Genomic DNA, 16,835 nt, shown 5'->3' on the forward strand with positions numbered 1-16,835 from the left:
AGCTTTTTTTATGAGGTTTCAAGTCATGATGATGCTCATCAATTAAAAAACTTAGTTTTTTAATTTTTCTTGCAACAAATCATTCACTTGCGCTGGATTTGCCTGCCCTTTTGACAACTTCATCACCTGACCAACAAAGAAGCCAAACATTTTTTCTTGGCCGCCTTTATAAGCCTCAACCTGTTTGGCATTCGCTGCCAACACCTCATCAACAATTTTCTCAATCGCACCACTATCGGTAATTTGCTTTAAACCTTTGGCATCAATGATTTGATCCGCAGAACCTTCTCCAGCCCACATGGCTTCAAACACCTGTTTGGCTAACTTACCTGAAACCGTATTATCAACAATACGGATTAGCAGGCCTGCTAAGGCATCGGCGGCAATCGGTGACTCCTCTAAACTCAAATCCGCTTTATTGAGGGATTTTGCTAACTCTCCATTCATCCAGTTAGCGGCCAGTTTGGCTTGCTCGGCACCGAGTTGTGCGACCAACGCATCAAAATAACGCGCGTTAGCGGCTGATGCGGTGAGGAGCTGGGCATCATAGGCCGACAAACCATAATCCTGTTCAAAACGCACCCGCATTTGTCCTGGTAATTCGGGTAATGCGGCCTTAATCGCCGCCAACTGCTCATCACTAACCACAACCGGTAGCAAATCCGGATCTGGGAAATAACGGTAATCGTTTGCTTCTTCTTTTGAACGCATAGAACGAGTTTCATCACGCTCTGGGTCATAAAGACGGGTTTCTTGGACAATCTCACCACCCGCTTCTAAAATTTCGATATGGCGGTCAATTTCATAAGCTAGGGCTTTTTCAATAAATTTAAACGAGTTGATATTTTTTAACTCGGTGCGGGTACCAAAGGCTTCGCCGGGTTGGCGTAATGACACATTGACATCCACTCGGAACGAGCCTTCTTGCATATTGCCATCACCAATTTCTAAAAACTGCACCAGCTCATGAATGGCCTTGGCATAGGCCACTGCTTCCGCAGCCGAGCGCATATCCGGCTCTGATACGATCTCCAGCAAGGGCGTGCCGGCACGGTTTAAGTCAATCCCAGTTAGGCCCTGAAAATCCTCATGCAACGACTTGCCGGCATCTTCTTCTAAATGTGCACGCGTAATACCAATGGTTTTTTGCTGCCCATCCACCTCAATCGTGATTTCTCCTTTACCGACAATCGGCAGTTCAAACTGGGAAATTTGATAGGCTTTTGGCGAATCGGGATAAAAGTAGTTTTTACGTGCAAACACCGAAGTTTGACCAATCTCGGCGCCCACCGCCAAGCCAAAACGAACCGCCAGTTCAACGGCGCGGGCATTCAGCACTGGCAACACGCCAGGTATCGCCAAGTCAACAACATTGGCTTGAGTATTAGGCTCGGCGCCATAAGCGGTTGGCGCATTCGAAAATATTTTCGATTCACAAGCCAGCTGCGCATGAATCTCAAGACCAATTACGACTTCCCAATTCATAATGCTGCTCCTTGTGCCATAGGTGCGCGTTGTAGATGCCAATCGGTATGTAACTGATACTGGTGCGCCACATTCAATAATTTTGCTTCGCTAAAATAGGGGCCAACTAGGTGCAATCCAACCGGCATACCCTTAACCTGACCGGCCGGAAGCGACATCGCCGGCAGCCCTGCTAAGTTCACTGGAATGGTATATAAATCGGCCAAATACATACTTAACGGATCATCACTTTTTTCACCCAACTTAAATGCGGGAGTAGGCGCAACAGGCCCCATAATCACATCGCATTGCTCAAAGGCAGATAAAAAATCTTGCTGAATCAAACGACGCACCTTTTGCGCCTTCAAATAGTAGGCATCATAATAACCTGCCGATAAGGCATAGGCACCGAGCATAATCCGTTTTTGTACTTCAATACCAAAGCCCTCGGCTCGTGAACGCCCATAGAGATCGGCCAAATCCTTCGGATCTTCACAACGGTGACCATAACGGACCCCATCAAAACGCGACAAATTCGATGAGGCCTCTGCTGGTGCCAAAATATAATAGGCCGCCACCGCGTGTGCTTGATTCGGCAATTCGACCGCCACGAGCTCCGCGCCCAGTTTTTCATACTCAGCAATGGCCGTCTCGATGACTTTTTTAACGTCAGCATCTAGACCTTCACCAAAGTAGCTGGTAGGCACCCCAATACGCAGGCCTGCTAAGGGCTGAGCCAAAGCGGCTACATAATCGGGTTTCGGTTGATCTAAGCTGGTAGAGTCACGCAAATCAAAACTATGCATCACATCTAAAGTCAGTGCTAAATCTTGAGCAGATTGCGCCATCGGGCCGGCCTGATCAAAACTTGAGGCATAGGCAATCATGCCAAAACGTGAGGCGAGTCCATAGGTTGGTTTCAAGCCACTGATACCACAAAAGCTGGCTGGCTGACGAATTGAGCCACCCGTATCCGAACCGGTGGCAAATGGCGTTAACCCGGCAGCAACAGCCGCGGCGGAACCACCGGACGAACCACCTGGCACACGGTCAAGCGACCAGGGGTTTTTAACCGCGCCAAAAAAACTCGACTCATTCGATGAGCCCATCGCAAACTCATCCATATTCGTTTTACCCAATACCGGCATATCTAAGGCTTTGAATTGACTCACGATATGAGCGTCATATGGCGCGGTAAAATTCGCCAACATTTTAGAACCACAGGTCGTTAAGACGCCATCGGTACAAAATATATCTTTGTGCGCCATCGGAATACCACATAAATTGGGGGCATCACCTTTTGCTAAACGCTGGTCAGCCGCCTGTGCCATGCGCAAGGCCTGCTCAGGGGTCGTCGTAATAAAGCTGTTTAGCTCTGGCTCATGTGCTGCGATACGCGCTAAAAAAAACTCGGTAAGCTCAACACTCGAAATTTGCTTGCTTTGTAAGGCCTGGTTAAGCTCCGCTAAGGACATCATATTCATTAAAGGATTTCTCTTAGTTAATTCGGTATTTATTCAATCACTTTAGGCACAAGATACAAGCCTTGCTCACAGGCTGGTGCCAAGGCCTGATACTTTTCACAATCCACCACCTCAACAGCCTGATCCAATCGCAAACGCTGCACCTGATCAAGCGGATGAGCCATAGGCTTTACCCCATCGGTGTTAACCTGTTCGAGTTGTGCAAACAAATCCAATACATTAGAGAGCTTGGCTGACAATTTGGTTAAGTCCTGTGTTGATACGTCAATTGCTGCCAATTTTGCAATCTTCAAGACATCATCTTCAGATAAGGCCATAGTGCGTTCTATTCCAGTTGAGTAAATTTAAAAAAGCTGATTCTAACATTGAAAAAGCCATGCGCCAATTTACTGGCTAAATTAGTGCACTTCTACATACTTTTATTCTGATACTAAATCAAAATTTGCGCTACAATATCAAAAATTAGTCTCATTAAAATACAAAACTATCAGGACAACGCATGTTTCGAAAACTTATCGGCTTATTTTCTAACGACTTATCCATCGACTTAGGTACGGCAAACACACTTATTTATGTTCGCGGTCAAGGGGTTGTGCTCAATGAACCCTCCGTGGTGGCCATTCGTGATAATGGCCGTGGCAATCGTCAAATCGTTGCTGTTGGCAATGAGGCTAAAATAATGCTAGGACGCACTCCTGGCAACATTAATGCTATTCGCCCTCTAAAAGATGGCGTAATTGCCGACTTCTATATCACCGAAAAAATGCTCCAAGCCTTTATTCGTAAAGTGCACGAAGCCAAATTCTTTCAACCTAGTCCTCGTGTATTAGTTTGTGTACCCTCTGGCTCAACGCAAGTTGAACGCCGTGCGATTCGCGAATCAGCAGCCGGCGCTGGTGCACGCCAGGTATTTTTAATTGACGAACCTATGGCTGCCGCCATCGGCGCAGGCATGCCTGTTAGTGAAGCGAGCGGCTCAATGGTGGTTGATATTGGTGGTGGCACAACTGAAGTTGCCACTATTTCATTAAACGGCATTGTCTATGCTGACTCAGTCAAGGTCGGTGGCGATCATTTCAACGAAGCCATTATCAAATTTGTTCGCCGCAATTATGGCATGCTGATTGGTGAAGCCAGTGCTGAAAAAATTAAGCACAACATTGGTTCTGCATACTTTGAACCTGAGCCAAAGACTATTGAAGTCCGTGGGCGCAATCTGGCAGAAGGCGTGCCGCGAAGCTTTGTCTTAAACTCCAATGAAATCCTTGAAGCCTTGCAAGATCCTCTGGCCGCAATTGTAGGCGCCGTTAGAACGGCGCTTGAGCTTACACCCCCAGAGCTCGGCTCTGATATAGCTCAAAACGGAATTGTATTAACCGGCGGTGGTGCCTTGTTGCGCAATCTAAGCACTCGTTTAAGCGAGGAAACCGGTGTTGCTGTTATCGTTGCTGATGATCCGTTAACCTGCGTTGCTCTAGGTGGTGGACGAGCATTAGAGATGATGGACGACAAGGGTATGGATGTGTTTTCTTCCGATTGAGATAAACCCGGATTCTAGATAACAGCCCAAAGGAGCCAAGCCATTAGCCTCAATGCGACCAGCCCACAACAGGACGCCATTCATTTCCTAGTGGTATTTATCCTAAGCCTGCTGTTAATGGTTTTTGATTATTATGGCCAATACTCTGGCCAAGCAAGAAGTATACTGGTTACGGCGCTAGAGCCGGTCGAGCGCGTGGCCAGTGTACCTTTCAGTTTGCACGCATGGTATCTAAATACCAGTAGCGAACAATCCGAACTGCGCAATGACCTATTGCAACTTCGCTCGGAAAACCTAATTCTACGCAATCGATTAACGCAACTGGACACGACCCAACACGAATTAGAGCGGCTACAACGATTACTTGGCACAACGGGGCGCATGGGACATTATGACCTACAAATTGCAAGTGTTATCCAGTTTTCAATCACACCATTAACCGAGTATAAAACCCTCAACAAAGGTCTTCTAGACGGCGTTAAATTACAACAACCGGTGGTGGATGCTGATGGCGTAGTCGGCCAAATCAGTCATGTAACGCCCTTTAAAAGTCGCGTATTACTTATTAGTGACCCCAACCACCAGGTTTCTGTTCGCAACTTACGAACGGGGGCTCGAGGTATCCTAACCGGCATGGGACAAGGCATGACTCAACTCCACTTTATGTCCGCCAATAGCTCAGTTAGAGTAGATGACATACTGGTAACATCCGGCTTAGAGCAACTATTTCCTTCCGGCTATCCAATAGCACGTGTAGTAAGTGTTGATCATTATCCTGGCGAAAGCTACTTAACAATCACAGCTGATCCTGTGGCTAATCTACATAATAGTTATGAAGTACTTATCATTGAAAGGTCATCACAATGACTGAACGCCTTAATGAACTAGAATTTTCTAAGGTTGTTTGGTTATGGCTACTCAGCTACTTTGTCGCACTAACGGCAAATGCAATTAATCTCCAATTAAGCACACCTTTGTTTTTACCACCTTTAGCACTAATCGTCGCATTTTTCTGGGCTACACACTTTATTAATGGACCTCACCTTTTTAGTGTGTTTATTCTTGGCCTTCTTTACGATGGACTCTATCATTCCTTGCTGGGCATGCATGCGTTACTCTTCGTTGTTTTCATGTATCTAATGCTGCGTATCCGACTCCGTTTCCGCAGTTATCGTATATGGCAACAAGCACTCTTTATCATGATATATATGGCTATTTATCAGCTCATTTACTATTCGATTACACCTATACATCTCAGCGATAAAGACGTATTGAGCTATTGGTCTGTGCCACTATTAGCAGGCTTATTGTGGATACCCGTTGTGAGAAGCTTTCGCGGGCTAACCCGCATGAATACGACAAGTTAATCGATCATGGCTTGGTTTCGTAAACAATCATCAACAACTCACAAAATGGGCTGGACAGCAAAGCCCAAAGCGGCAAGCTGGCCATTTAAGCAACGGCTCATTTTCGCATTAGTCATTGTTCTACTTGCCTTTAGTGGTCTCATTGCACGCATGATTTATTTGCAATTTCATCATTATGAAACCTACCTTGGCTTAGCAGAAGGCAACCGAATTTCGGTACAAATCATTCCACCTGAGCGTGGCAAAATATTCGACCGCCATGGCCAGCTGTTAGCAGAGAACCGCTCTGTTTTTTCATTAAGCTTTACCCGTGAACGGATACCTAACTTAGCTGAAAGCATTATCAAGCTGACAGAGTTATTCCCTGACATCGACCAAGAAAGGCTAGAACAGTTTTCGCAACGAATAACACGACTTCCTTGGCACCAAACTCATATTTTCCCGATTAGCCTGTCTGACGAGCAAGCCGCTCGATTCGCCGCTCATAACCATCAGTTTCCAGGCATTCAATTAACCGCACGCCAAAAAAGGGTATACCCATTCGGCACCTCCACAGCGCACCTCATCGGCTATGTTGGTCGAATCAGCGAGCAAGATACGGTCCGAATTGATCGTGCACGCTACCGCGGTACAGACATCATTGGCAAATCAGGTCTTGAGCGATTTTATGAGGATATATTGCATGGTCAGCCAGGCTTAAGACGTGTTGAAACTAATGCGCGAGGGCGCGTCATTCGAACCCTTGAACAAATTCCACCTACGCCAGGGCAAGACTTACACCTCTCGGTTGATATTCGTTTACAGCAATTTATCGAGCAAGAACTCGCTGGAAGGCGCGCGGCGGTTGTTGCAATAGAGCCGAGCACGGGACAGATTTTAGCCTTTGTAAGTACACCCAGCTATGACGCCAACCTCTTTGTCGATGGCATTAGCCACCGTGAATACAATGCATTGCTTAATGACCCTGAACGCCCTTTAATCAACCGTGCCAGCCGCGGTCAATATCCACCTGGCTCAACCACCAAACCCATGACAGCATTAGGCGCCTTGGAACTGGGTTTTACAACAACAACCGAGCGAATTTTTGATCCTGGGCATTTTGAGTTTCAAGACAGACGCTACCATAATTGGCGCCGCGAGGGTCACGGCTGGACCGATTTAAAGCGTTCCATTGTTGAGTCTGTTGATACCTTTTACTATAAGATGAGTTTGGACATGGGCATTGACACCTTGCACGATATTCTTGCACCATTTGGATTTGGTGCCCGAACGGGTGTTGATCATCCTGGAGAACAAGCTGGTATTTTACCCTCGCAAGCTTGGAAAAGAGCCACCCATGGCCAGGCCTGGTTCCGTGGGGAAACCATCATTTCATCGATCGGTCAAGGCTATAACCTAGTTACACCCTTGCAATTAGCACAAGCGACGAGCATTCTTGCAAACCGCGGCCAGGTAATCCCACCGCATTTTAATCAAGCTTTAGCGCAAAATAGTCACCAGCTACCAATAAGGAATCGACAACATTGGGAGTATGTTATCGACGGCATGATAGACTCCGTTCATACCCCACGCGGCACAGCATGGAACTCAGGGCGTCATATTAAAGGCTACAAAATCGCTGGTAAAACCGGCACTGCACAAGTTTTTAGCTTAAATGATCAAGAGTACCGAGAAGAGGAGATCGAACAACACCTGCATAACCATGCACTATTTGTGGCCTTTGCTCCCGCCCATAACCCTAATATTGCTATTAGCATCATAGTTGAAAATGGTGGTGGCGGTGGTCGCACTGCCGCGCCTATCGCCATTCGCGCAATTGATTATTATCAACGGGAATTACAATGATCGATCGGTTTGGGCAATCACAAAATGGTTCACCCTATGTTCGTCCCAGAAATTGGTTAGCCCGTCTACACCTTGACGGTTGGCTACTATTTGGTTTAGCGATTCTTATGACGATTGGCTTAATGACGATCTATAGCGCATCAGGTGCTGATATACAAGTCGCCAAAAACCATGCTATCAGAATGGGCATTGCCATAGTTTTGATGATTGCTTTTGCGCAAATTCCCCCAGCTTGGCTCAAAATAGCAACGCCTTGGTTCTTTTTTGCCGGTTTTATTATGCTAATAGCCGTTTTAATAGCTGGCGATATGGGCAAGGGTGCTCAACGCTGGTTAGATCTTGGATTTGTTCGCTTCCAGCCTTCGGAAATGATGAAAATCGTTTTACCAATGATGATTGCTTGGTTATTCTTTAGCCATGACCTTCGCATTCACCCATTTCGTTTCCTGCTGGGTATTTTGCTTACGACTTTAACCGCCGGAATGATTTTTCTCCAGCCTGATCTCGGTACCTCGCTACTAATAGCAATGAGCGGTCTATTTGTGGTGTTCCTCGCCGGACTCCCCTGGAAACTTATCCTTGGCGCACTGGCCGCAATCTTAGCGAGCGCCCCTATTGCCTGGAATTTTCTGCATGCCTACCAACAACAGCGCATCTTAACCTTTTTAAATCCGGAATCAGATCCGCTCGGTTCGGGATACCATATTATTCAATCAAAAATAGCGATTGGTTCTGGCGGTATAGACGGCAAAGGTTTTTTAGGCAGTACCCAGGCGCATCTTGAATTTTTACCCGAAAGCACCACCGATTTTATTTTTTCAGTGTTTGCTGAAGAGTTTGGATTAATTGGGGTTATTGGTTTACTACTCGTCTATTTATTTATATTAGTTAGAGGCTTAGTTATCGCGTATCAAGCTCAAGAACGCTTTACTCAACTCGTTGCGGCGAGTTTTACCCTCACATTTTTTGTTTACATCCTCGTTAACATAGGCATGGTGAGCGGGTTATTCCCTGTAGTGGGGTTGCCATTACCCTTAATGAGCTATGGTGGAACTTCGATGGTGACGCTATTAATTAGTTTTGGTATTTTGATGTCTATTCACACCCATAAAAAGCTCTTATCAACGAATACAGATCAAGCAAATGTCTAGGCTTTTAAACCCAAATTTTGGCCAATTTATGGTAAGTTAACCTATTAATTATTCAATTCATTTATGAGTCTAGCTTTATGAAACTAAGTCGCACCCTGCTTATCAGCCTTTTGGTTAGCCTTAGCTTATTGGCACCAAAAATATTGGCTAATACACCATTTATTATCCCCTCACCACCCAATGTCGCAGGCACTGCACACATTGTGATGGATTTTGACAGTGGTGCGATCATCACCAGTAACGAGCCCGACATGCAAATTGAGCCGGCCAGTTTGACCAAAATTATGACCGGTTACGTGGTGTTTAGTGAAATTCGCAATGGTCGTATTCAGCTTGATGACATGGTCACCATCAGCCACAAAGCCTGGCGTATGCCTGGCTCAAGAATGTTCATTGAAGTCGATAAGCAAGTTTCGGTTGAGGATTTAATTCGTGGCATGGTTATTCAATCCGGTAATGATGCCAGTGTTGCGCTTGCCGAGTACATTGCTCGCACCGAAGAAGATTTTGCGATGCTGATGAATCAGTATGCCGCCAAACTTGGCATGAACAATACCAACTTCCTTAATGCGACCGGCTTACCAGATCCCGAGCACCTAACAACAACGCGTGATCTCGCTATTCTTGCGCGTGCACTGATTAACGAATTCCCAGAATTTTACACTTGGTATTCAGAGCGCAGCTTTACGTTTAATGGTATCAACCAATTCAACCGTAACCGTCTGCTGTGGCAAGACGCCACCGTAGATGGTTTAAAAACGGGCCACACCAGTTCAGCGGGTTACTGCTTAGTAAGCTCAGCCAAACGGGATGATATGCGGATTATTAGCGTGATTGCTGGCACTGATAGCGCTAATCAGCGCATTGCTGAAAGCCAACGTTTAATTAACTATGCATTCCGTTTCTTTGAAACTCACAAGCTTTATGGCACTGACCAGCGCCTACAAGAAACGCGTGTCTTTGGCGGTGCAAAAGACCTTATTAACATAGGTGTTAAAGATGCCGTCCATGTCACGATTCCCCGCGGTCAATACCAAAATCTAGCGATTGAGTTAGTGATTCCTAATAAACTCAATGCACCGATAGCTGCAGGCGATTCAATTGGTAGCTTACAAATTAGCTTCAATAACGAAATTTTAGCTGAACCGGCGATAGTCGCCCTTGAATCTGTTGACAAAGGCTCGTTTTTTAAACGTCTACTTGACAGCATTAAGCTGTTCTTCAAAAACCTGTTTAGCTTCGGTGGCTAATGATGGGCGACAAGGATATCCAATGGGCCTATCTTGATGGCCAGTTCCAACCCTTGCTCGATACCAAAATCTCGGTCCTTGACCGAGGTTTTTTATTTGGTGATGGCATTTATGAAGTCGTGCCGGTTTATAACCGTCAACTCTTCGAATGGCCCGCCCATTATGCGCGCCTTGAACGCTCCTTGGCCTTAACCCAGATTTCGAATCCACTAAGTCAGCAAGCCTGGTTAGACTTACTCAATGAGCTGATCGAACGTCACCCATGGCCCAACCAATTTATCTACTTACAAATAACCCGTGGCGTACAGACGCCCCGCGATCATTTGCCTGCAGCTCATTTAACCCCCACCCTTCTGGCCTACACCAACCCGCTCCCCGCAATTAATAAAACCAACATAGGTCGAGGTATTGCAGCTATTACCCACCCCGATCTGCGCTGGCAGCATTGTGATATTAAAGCGATTACTCTTCTTGCTAATGTTATTGCCAAAAAATCCGCACAAAACGCCCAAGCGCAAGATGCCCTTTTAGTGCGCCAAAATGGCCTAGTAACAGAAGGCAGTGCCAGTAATATGTTTTTGATTAAAGATGGCACGATTCATACGCCACCGCTAAATGAGTTTATCTTGCCCGGTATTACGCGCCAAGTGGTTGAAAAACTCGGCACCAGACACCATGTAGGATTTGTCGAGCGGGACATTCAGGAATCTGAGTTAGCCACGGCTGATGAGCTTTGGTTAGCCAGTTCAACCAAGGAAATCATCCCGATTGTGACATTAAATCACCAGCCCGTTGGCAACGGCCAGGCAGGGCCGCTATGGTCAAAAATGTTTGACCTTTACCAAGACTATAAACGAGAATATAAGCAAGATTACCGGCAAAACACTAGGCAGGACTGAAAGGATAAGCATGGCCCAGGACAACACAACAACACCATCAAACTCAACAGCAGACACACTTATTGAGTTCCCGTGCCATTTTGAACTTAAAGCCATGGGACAACATTGTGAGGAGTTTGTAGAGCTGGTTTATCAAACCACCCAAAAGCATGCCCCTGAGGTTTCACGCGAAGCGGTCCGTTTACAAGCCTCTAAAAATGGCAAGTATGTATCGGTAAAAATCACCATTTATGCCACGCATATTAAACAAATTCATGGCATCTATGGTGAACTGAACGCCCATCCTGACGTACTTTGGACACTCTAACTCCATCCGCTACGGCAGCAGACCTGCCTATTCAAATTCAACACCTAGGGTTGATAGACTACCAAGTCTGCTATCAAGCAATGCAAGACTTTACCCAGCAACGTGATCCGGACACCCCCGATGAAATTTGGCTGGTTGAACACCCACCGGTCTATACCCAAGGTTTAAAAGGCGATGCCAAACACGACCAAAACCTCGCCGGAAATATTCCGTTGATTCAAACCGACCGTGGCGGTCAAATAACCTTTCACGGCCCAGGTCAATGGATTGTTTATCCCCTATTAGACTTAAAACGTCGCAAACTCGGCGTGAAAGCATTGGTTCGTCTGCTCGAAAAAACCGGCATCCAGTTATTAGCCGACTATGGCATAACCGCCGAAGCACGTGCCGATGCGCCTGGACTCTATGTCGCCGGTCAAAAAATCGCTTCACTGGGTTTAAAAGTGAAACGCCAATGCAGCTACCATGGTCTTGCGCTCAATGTGGCGATGGACTTAACGCCCTTTCAATACATCACCCCATGTGGCCTCGCGGGGATGCAAATGACTCAGATACGCGAGCATCGACCTAATGTGGATTTTGCCCAAGTCGGCGAAGCCCTGGTTACACATCTTGTCGCGGCACTACACGCACAGGGCACATCTTCGCTATAATAGCCCCTCAACTTAAGGGATCAGATCATGCAAAATTATCAGGAAATCACCCTCGATACCATTGGCGGATTAAAAGCACGCAACCAAGCAATGAGCAAAGGCGAATATAAAACCAAAGCCCTAAAGCATCGCCCTGACCCTGAGCGCGAACGCCTAGCCAAACCGCGCTGGATTCGTGCTAAGCTGCCCAAAGCCAAAGATATTCACCGCATTAGTGAACTGAAACAGATTCTACGCGAGCACCAATTACACACCGTTTGCGAAGAAGCCTCCTGCCCCAACCTCGGAGAATGCTTCGGGCATGGCACCGCCACCTTTATGATTATGGGCGATATTTGTACCCGAAAATGTCCCTTTTGCGATGTCAAACACGGCCGCCCTAAAGCTCTAGATCGGCAAGAACCGGTGCATTTAGCGACCACCATTAAAGCCATGCAATTGAAGTATGTCGTTATCACCTCAGTTGATCGCGACGATTTACGTGATGGCGGGGCGCGCCATTTCTTAGCCTGTGTACAGGCCATTCGGGAGCAGGCACCAAACACTGAGATTGAAACCCTAGTACCAGATTTTCGTGGTCGTTTAACAGTCGCGCTGGATCTGTTAGCTCAATGCCCACCAGATGTGCTCAATCATAATCTTGAAACCGTACCCAGCTTGTACGAACAAGCCAGGCCTGGTGCAGACTATCAAGCGTCACTCGATTTATTACAACGCTTCAAACAGTTGCATCCTCACGTAAAAACCAAATCTGGTTTAATGGTCGGCTTGGGAGAAAGCTATGGCGAAATGTTGCAAGTTCTAAAGGATTTACGCGCCCATGATGTCGATATGCTTACGGTTGGTCAATACTTGCAACCGAGCGCTCACCATTTAGCGGTAGAACGTTATTGGACACCGGATGAATTTAAGCAACTCGAACAAGATGCCTATGCACTGGGCTTTACCCATGTCGCCAGTGGACCCATGGTACGCAGTTCCTATCATGCCGATTTACAAGCTAAAGGTGAGTTTTAATGGCTCAAGACACTATTCAACGCTTTTTATTTAAAAACCATGCCGTACGTGGTCAAGTACTGCAACTGCACCAGGCCTGGCAGTCACTATTAAAAGACCGCCACTACCCCATTAACCTAAAGCAAGTGTTTGGCGAGCTCACCGCCTTTGCGGTGTTATTAGCAAATGGCATGAAATACACCGGTCGCCTCACCCTACAAGTGCAAGGTTCAGGCCCAGTAAATTTGCTGGTGGTCGATATTGATGATGAGCTGTATTTACGTGGCGTTGCGAAAACCCAAGCTCCTCTCACCGATTTAATCGGCGCCCACGCCCTATTCGGTGATGGCCAAATTCTCGTCACCTTGGAAAATCGCCAAACCGACCATTTCTATCAGTCCTATGTAGCGCGCGAATCGGATGACCTGGTGGTCGATTTACAAGGCTTTTTAACCCAATCAGAGCAGTTGGAATCGCGTTTATTTATTGCAGTCAGCGAAACCAAAATTGGCGCCCTCTATTTACAAAAAATGCCGGAAACCGATGGCCATGATGCCGATGCTTGGGATCGTGTCAGTCATCTCGCCGCTACTGTCAAACCCGAAGAATTACTGGAACTAGATAGCGCAACCCTGCTAACACGCTTGTACCACGAGGAACAGGTCGAATTGTTTCCTGCACGCCAACCGGAATACCACTGCCCCGGTAACCGCGAACAGGTCGCCACCATGATCAAAGCGCTAGGTGAATCAGAAGCCCGTGCGATTTTGGCTGAACAAGGTGAAATCGTAGTACATAACGATATGTGTAATCGCTATGAACGGTTTAATGCCGAAGACATTAATCAACTATTTAAACCTGCCTAGCCCAAACGCCACATATAAGTTTACTCTGCCAACTGGCGGGTAAACACCCAATCCTGCTCAGTTGAAAGTTCCGGCGCAAATTGATAGCCCGCATAATCGAAATGCTTTAAACCCTCGACCTCTTTTAACTGATGATCAATCGCATAACGCACCATCAAGCCTCGCGCTTTTTTAGCATAAAAGCTAATCATCTTATACTGACCATTTTTCCAGTCTTTAAACTGTGGCGTAATAATCGGCGCGGTGAGTTTTTTTGGCTTTACCGATTTGAAATATTCGTTCGACGCTAAATTCACCAAGGGCCCTTGCGCCTGACTCAAAGCGTTATTCACGGCATGGGTAATCTGTTCGCCCCAATAGGCATACAAATCCTTACCCCGACTATTGTTGAACTTGGTGCCCATTTCTAAACGATAAGGCAACATTAAATCGGTTGGACGTAATAAACCGTATAAGCCCGACAAAATCCGCAAATGTTGCTGGGCATAAGTCCAACCCTGTTCCGTCAAACTCGCCGCATCCAACCCTTGGTACACATCGCCTTTAAACATTAACAATGCCTGCTTGGCCGCCGCATCATCTGCTTGGGGCAGTGACCAGGCCTGGTTGCGCTGATAGTTCAATTCCGCCAAATCATCACTAATGTGCATCAGCTGACTCAGTTCAACCGGACCGAGTGGTTGTAGCTCTTGCATTAACGCCTGAGCCTGCGGCATAAACGCCCCTTCGGTGATCGCTAAATCGCGCGGCCGTGGAGTTTCGTCAAGGGCTTTCGCCGGAGAAATTAACATTAACATAGCTTAAGCCTCAACGGGTTTGATACCTAACTCGGTTAAAAAATGACGCAATGCCATAATGTCATCTTTGTTTTCTATATCATGACCATGGTGTGGGCTATGAATGACCAACTCGTTGCCATCTAATACAATTTTTGCACGACCATGATGCGACATATCCACGGTCGCGCCATAATGTTCTAGTGCGTGAGTTAACTTTTTCCAATCAATATTGGCCGCAATCGGGTGGGCAAAAATTTTCGCAATCATCGCATCATGTTTATTACTCATATCCTGCTCCTTTAGCATAGGGGGAAATCGTCAAATTCTTTACACTTTTAGTATAGCACTCTGGGATGTAGCAGGCTATGACTTGGCATGGGTTAGCTTGGTTTTTTAGCTCGCAAAATCCTGACGAGCCTGCTGCAAACGCCCAAGGGTACCCACGTCTTGCCAATACCCTGAATACACCTGTCCGGTTACCTGCCCCTTAGCCATCGCCGCACGTAATAGGGGCGCCAGTGCCAGTCGTCCCACCTCGAAACCCTCAAACAATTGTGGCGACAATAAACTAATACCACTAAAGGTCCAATCACCCGCTGGGTCCACCCGACCGTCTGCCGTCAAGCCAAAATCCCCCTGATTCTTAAACGCCGGCGTTGGTACCAATACCAAATGGGCCAATACCCCATCACCCAGGGTTTGAGGCATAGCTGACCAGTCAAAGTCGGTCAAAATATCGGCATTAACCACCCAAAAGGGTTCTCTACCCAATCTTGGCAAAGCCATGATAATCCCACCTGCCGTTTCTAATCCGCCCGCGGGTTCAAGCTGACGATGCCATTGCCAATTCACAGGCAAGTGGGCTTTTGTCGTTTGCTTATAACGAGCAACCTCAGCAAACACCTGATCCGCCAACCAAGCACCATTCACCACCAGGCTTATAACCGGTGTTGATTCCAGCGCAACCAAATGCCGCCACAATAAGCTCTGCCCACCGACCTCCACCAAGGGCTTGGGGATTTGGTCGGTTACGGGGCGGAGCCGCTCACCGCGCCCAGCGGCTAAAATCATCGCGTGCATAGCGAAGATCCCTCACAATAGGCCAAGACAGGAGCAACCAACTCGGTTAAATCGGCGAGTTCAGGATAGGTTTGCGCCTGTTGCAAAATATAGGTTAGGGTTCGTGGAATGGCCGCCAAATAACTCGGTTTGGCATCGCGTAAATACAAGCGCGCAAAAATCCCCGCCGCTTTTAGATGCCGTTGCACGCCCATCCAATCAAAATCCTGCTGAAACTCTGACCACACTGGCAAATGCAGCTGCCCGCCCTGCACCAATTCACTAGCCAATAAACGCTGATAATAGCCCTGCAACCAGGCCCGCTGCTGGGCTAGCGGCCAATCAATATAACAATCGCGAATTAAGGACACCGCATCATAGGTCATCGGCCCCAACACCGCATCCTGAAAATCCAGCACGCCTAAGCAGGGTGTGGAATCTACTGTCAATTCACTGGCCGCTAGCACCATGAGGTTGCGACTATGGTAGTCACGATGGACCCAGACCTGCGGTTGCGCCAATGCTCGGTTGATTAATTGTTGGCAAATGCGTAACCAGGCTTGCTGTTGCTCGGGCGTCCATATATGTTGCGCGAATTGTGCCGCTAACCAGTCACTGAACAAACCCATTTCCTCAGCCAGTTTTTCAGCCGAATAACGCGCTAATAAGCCAGATGGCAACCACTGCTGCTGAGCGATTTCAAAACTGTTTAATTGAATCTGCGCCAAATCCAATAGCGCTTGTTGATAACATACATCGACAATAGCGGGATGCTGTGATTCACTGGCCACCACCTGCCAAAAGGTGGTTTGACCAAAATCATCTAATAATAAAAACCCCGCCTGATCATCCTGCGCATGAATCTTAGGCACCCCATAATTCAATGCGTGTAACGCTGACGCCCAATTTACAAAGGGTTGAATGTCCTCTAAGGCCGGCGGGGCATCCATCACAATATAGGATTGCTGAAAATCAGTACGCGTCAGCCGAAAATAACGCCGAAAACTAGCATCCGCTGAAGCCGGCATAATCGGCAACCAGGACTGGTTTGCGAGCAAAGGCAAGCTACCTAACCAAGCTTGGATAGCCGCCAAGCGCGGATCAAACGTATCATCTACGTGCAATTTGCATCCTTTTGCGGAACACCGCCCATTTCTAAGACGCCTAGACTATTC

General features: G+C 47.1%; 18 protein-coding genes. 11 read left to right on the forward strand and 7 right to left on the reverse strand.

Features of this window, described 5'->3' with window-relative positions; genetic code table 11:
• Positions 1-51: 51 nt before the first annotated feature.
• Genes gatB through gatC form a run of 3 tightly spaced genes read right to left on the reverse strand, consistent with a single transcriptional unit; the run spans position 52 to position 3,265 of the window.
• A complete protein-coding gene (gatB, locus tag THICY_RS06340; protein ID WP_013835791.1) occupies positions 52-1,485 on the reverse strand; it encodes an Asp-tRNA(Asn)/Glu-tRNA(Gln) amidotransferase subunit GatB in 1,434 nt (477 codons plus the stop codon).
• The gene (gatA, locus tag THICY_RS06345; RefSeq protein WP_013835792.1) at positions 1,482-2,948 is read right to left on the reverse strand and encodes an Asp-tRNA(Asn)/Glu-tRNA(Gln) amidotransferase subunit GatA; all 1,467 of its coding nucleotides are present in this window, start codon (positions 2,946-2,948) and stop codon (positions 1,482-1,484) included. The genes gatB and gatA overlap by 4 nt, the downstream gene beginning before the upstream one ends.
• Positions 2,949-2,977: 29 nt before the next feature.
• Positions 2,978-3,265 carry an Asp-tRNA(Asn)/Glu-tRNA(Gln) amidotransferase subunit GatC gene (gene gatC, locus THICY_RS06350; RefSeq protein ID WP_013835793.1) on the reverse strand — a complete coding sequence of 96 codons (288 nt, stop codon included), beginning with the start codon at positions 3,263-3,265 and terminating at the stop codon, positions 2,978-2,980.
• A gap of 182 nt (positions 3,266-3,447) precedes the next feature.
• Between gatC and THICY_RS06355 the strand changes: the two genes are divergently transcribed.
• From THICY_RS06355 to hslO, 11 genes are all read left to right on the forward strand, one after another.
• A complete protein-coding gene (locus tag THICY_RS06355) occupies positions 3,448-4,488 on the forward strand; it encodes a rod shape-determining protein (RefSeq protein ID WP_013835794.1) in 1,041 nt (346 codons plus the stop codon).
• A gap of 78 nt (positions 4,489-4,566) precedes the next feature.
• Complete coding sequence (mreC, locus tag THICY_RS06360) at positions 4,567-5,355, forward strand: rod shape-determining protein MreC (protein WP_281054520.1); 789 nt, start codon at positions 4,567-4,569, stop codon at positions 5,353-5,355.
• Positions 5,352-5,855 (forward strand): rod shape-determining protein MreD, encoded by a 504-nt coding sequence (gene mreD / locus THICY_RS08640; RefSeq protein WP_013835796.1) that lies wholly within the window; start codon positions 5,352-5,354, stop codon positions 5,853-5,855. Before mreC ends, mreD begins: the two co-directional genes overlap by 4 nt.
• A gap of 6 nt (positions 5,856-5,861) precedes the next feature.
• Positions 5,862-7,700: a penicillin-binding protein 2 gene (gene mrdA / locus THICY_RS06370; protein WP_157862729.1), complete on the forward strand. Its 1,839-nt coding sequence runs from the start codon at positions 5,862-5,864 to the stop codon at positions 7,698-7,700.
• Positions 7,697-8,851, forward strand: coding sequence for a rod shape-determining protein RodA (gene rodA / locus THICY_RS06375; protein WP_013835798.1), 1,155 nt, complete (start codon positions 7,697-7,699; stop codon positions 8,849-8,851). Before mrdA ends, rodA begins: the two co-directional genes overlap by 4 nt.
• A gap of 77 nt (positions 8,852-8,928) precedes the next feature.
• Positions 8,929-10,101 (forward strand): D-alanyl-D-alanine carboxypeptidase family protein, encoded by a 1,173-nt coding sequence (locus THICY_RS06380; RefSeq protein WP_013835799.1) that lies wholly within the window; start codon positions 8,929-8,931, stop codon positions 10,099-10,101.
• Positions 10,101-11,000, forward strand: coding sequence for a D-amino acid aminotransferase (locus THICY_RS06385; RefSeq protein ID WP_013835800.1), 900 nt, complete (start codon positions 10,101-10,103; stop codon positions 10,998-11,000). The genes THICY_RS06380 and THICY_RS06385 overlap by 1 nt, the downstream gene beginning before the upstream one ends.
• 10 nt (positions 11,001-11,010) lie before the next feature.
• Positions 11,011-11,307, forward strand: coding sequence for a YbeD family protein (locus tag THICY_RS06390; protein WP_013835801.1), 297 nt, complete (start codon positions 11,011-11,013; stop codon positions 11,305-11,307).
• On the forward strand, positions 11,295-11,960 hold the full coding sequence (gene lipB, locus THICY_RS06395; protein WP_013835802.1) for a lipoyl(octanoyl) transferase LipB: 666 nt from the start codon (positions 11,295-11,297) through the stop codon (positions 11,958-11,960). The genes THICY_RS06390 and lipB overlap by 13 nt, the downstream gene beginning before the upstream one ends.
• 27 nt (positions 11,961-11,987) lie before the next feature.
• Entirely contained in the window at positions 11,988-12,977 is a 990-nt protein-coding gene (lipA, locus tag THICY_RS06400; protein ID WP_013835803.1) for a lipoyl synthase, read from the forward strand.
• Positions 12,977-13,822, forward strand: coding sequence for an Hsp33 family molecular chaperone HslO (hslO, locus tag THICY_RS06405; RefSeq protein ID WP_013835804.1), 846 nt, complete (start codon positions 12,977-12,979; stop codon positions 13,820-13,822). The genes lipA and hslO overlap by 1 nt, the downstream gene beginning before the upstream one ends.
• 20 nt (positions 13,823-13,842) lie before the next feature.
• Here hslO and yaaA read toward each other — a convergent pair whose 3' ends face one another.
• The 4 genes from yaaA to THICY_RS06425 form a co-directional block, all read right to left on the reverse strand.
• Positions 13,843-14,619, reverse strand: coding sequence for a peroxide stress protein YaaA (yaaA, locus tag THICY_RS06410; RefSeq protein ID WP_013835805.1), 777 nt, complete (start codon positions 14,617-14,619; stop codon positions 13,843-13,845).
• A gap of 3 nt (positions 14,620-14,622) precedes the next feature.
• Complete coding sequence (locus THICY_RS06415) at positions 14,623-14,889, reverse strand: hypothetical protein (RefSeq protein ID WP_013835806.1); 267 nt, start codon at positions 14,887-14,889, stop codon at positions 14,623-14,625.
• 105 nt (positions 14,890-14,994) lie between these two features.
• Positions 14,995-15,681: a nucleotidyltransferase family protein gene (locus THICY_RS06420; RefSeq protein ID WP_013835807.1), complete on the reverse strand. Its 687-nt coding sequence runs from the start codon at positions 15,679-15,681 to the stop codon at positions 14,995-14,997.
• Positions 15,669-16,784 (reverse strand): aminoglycoside phosphotransferase family protein, encoded by a 1,116-nt coding sequence (locus tag THICY_RS06425; protein WP_013835808.1) that lies wholly within the window; start codon positions 16,782-16,784, stop codon positions 15,669-15,671. Before THICY_RS06425 ends, THICY_RS06420 begins: the two co-directional genes overlap by 13 nt.
• Between the last annotated feature and the right edge of the window lie 51 nt (positions 16,785-16,835).

Source organism: Thiomicrospira cyclica ALM1 (assembly GCF_000214825.1).
Taxonomy (GTDB): Bacteria; Pseudomonadota; Gammaproteobacteria; order Thiomicrospirales; family Thiomicrospiraceae; genus Thiomicrospira; species Thiomicrospira cyclica.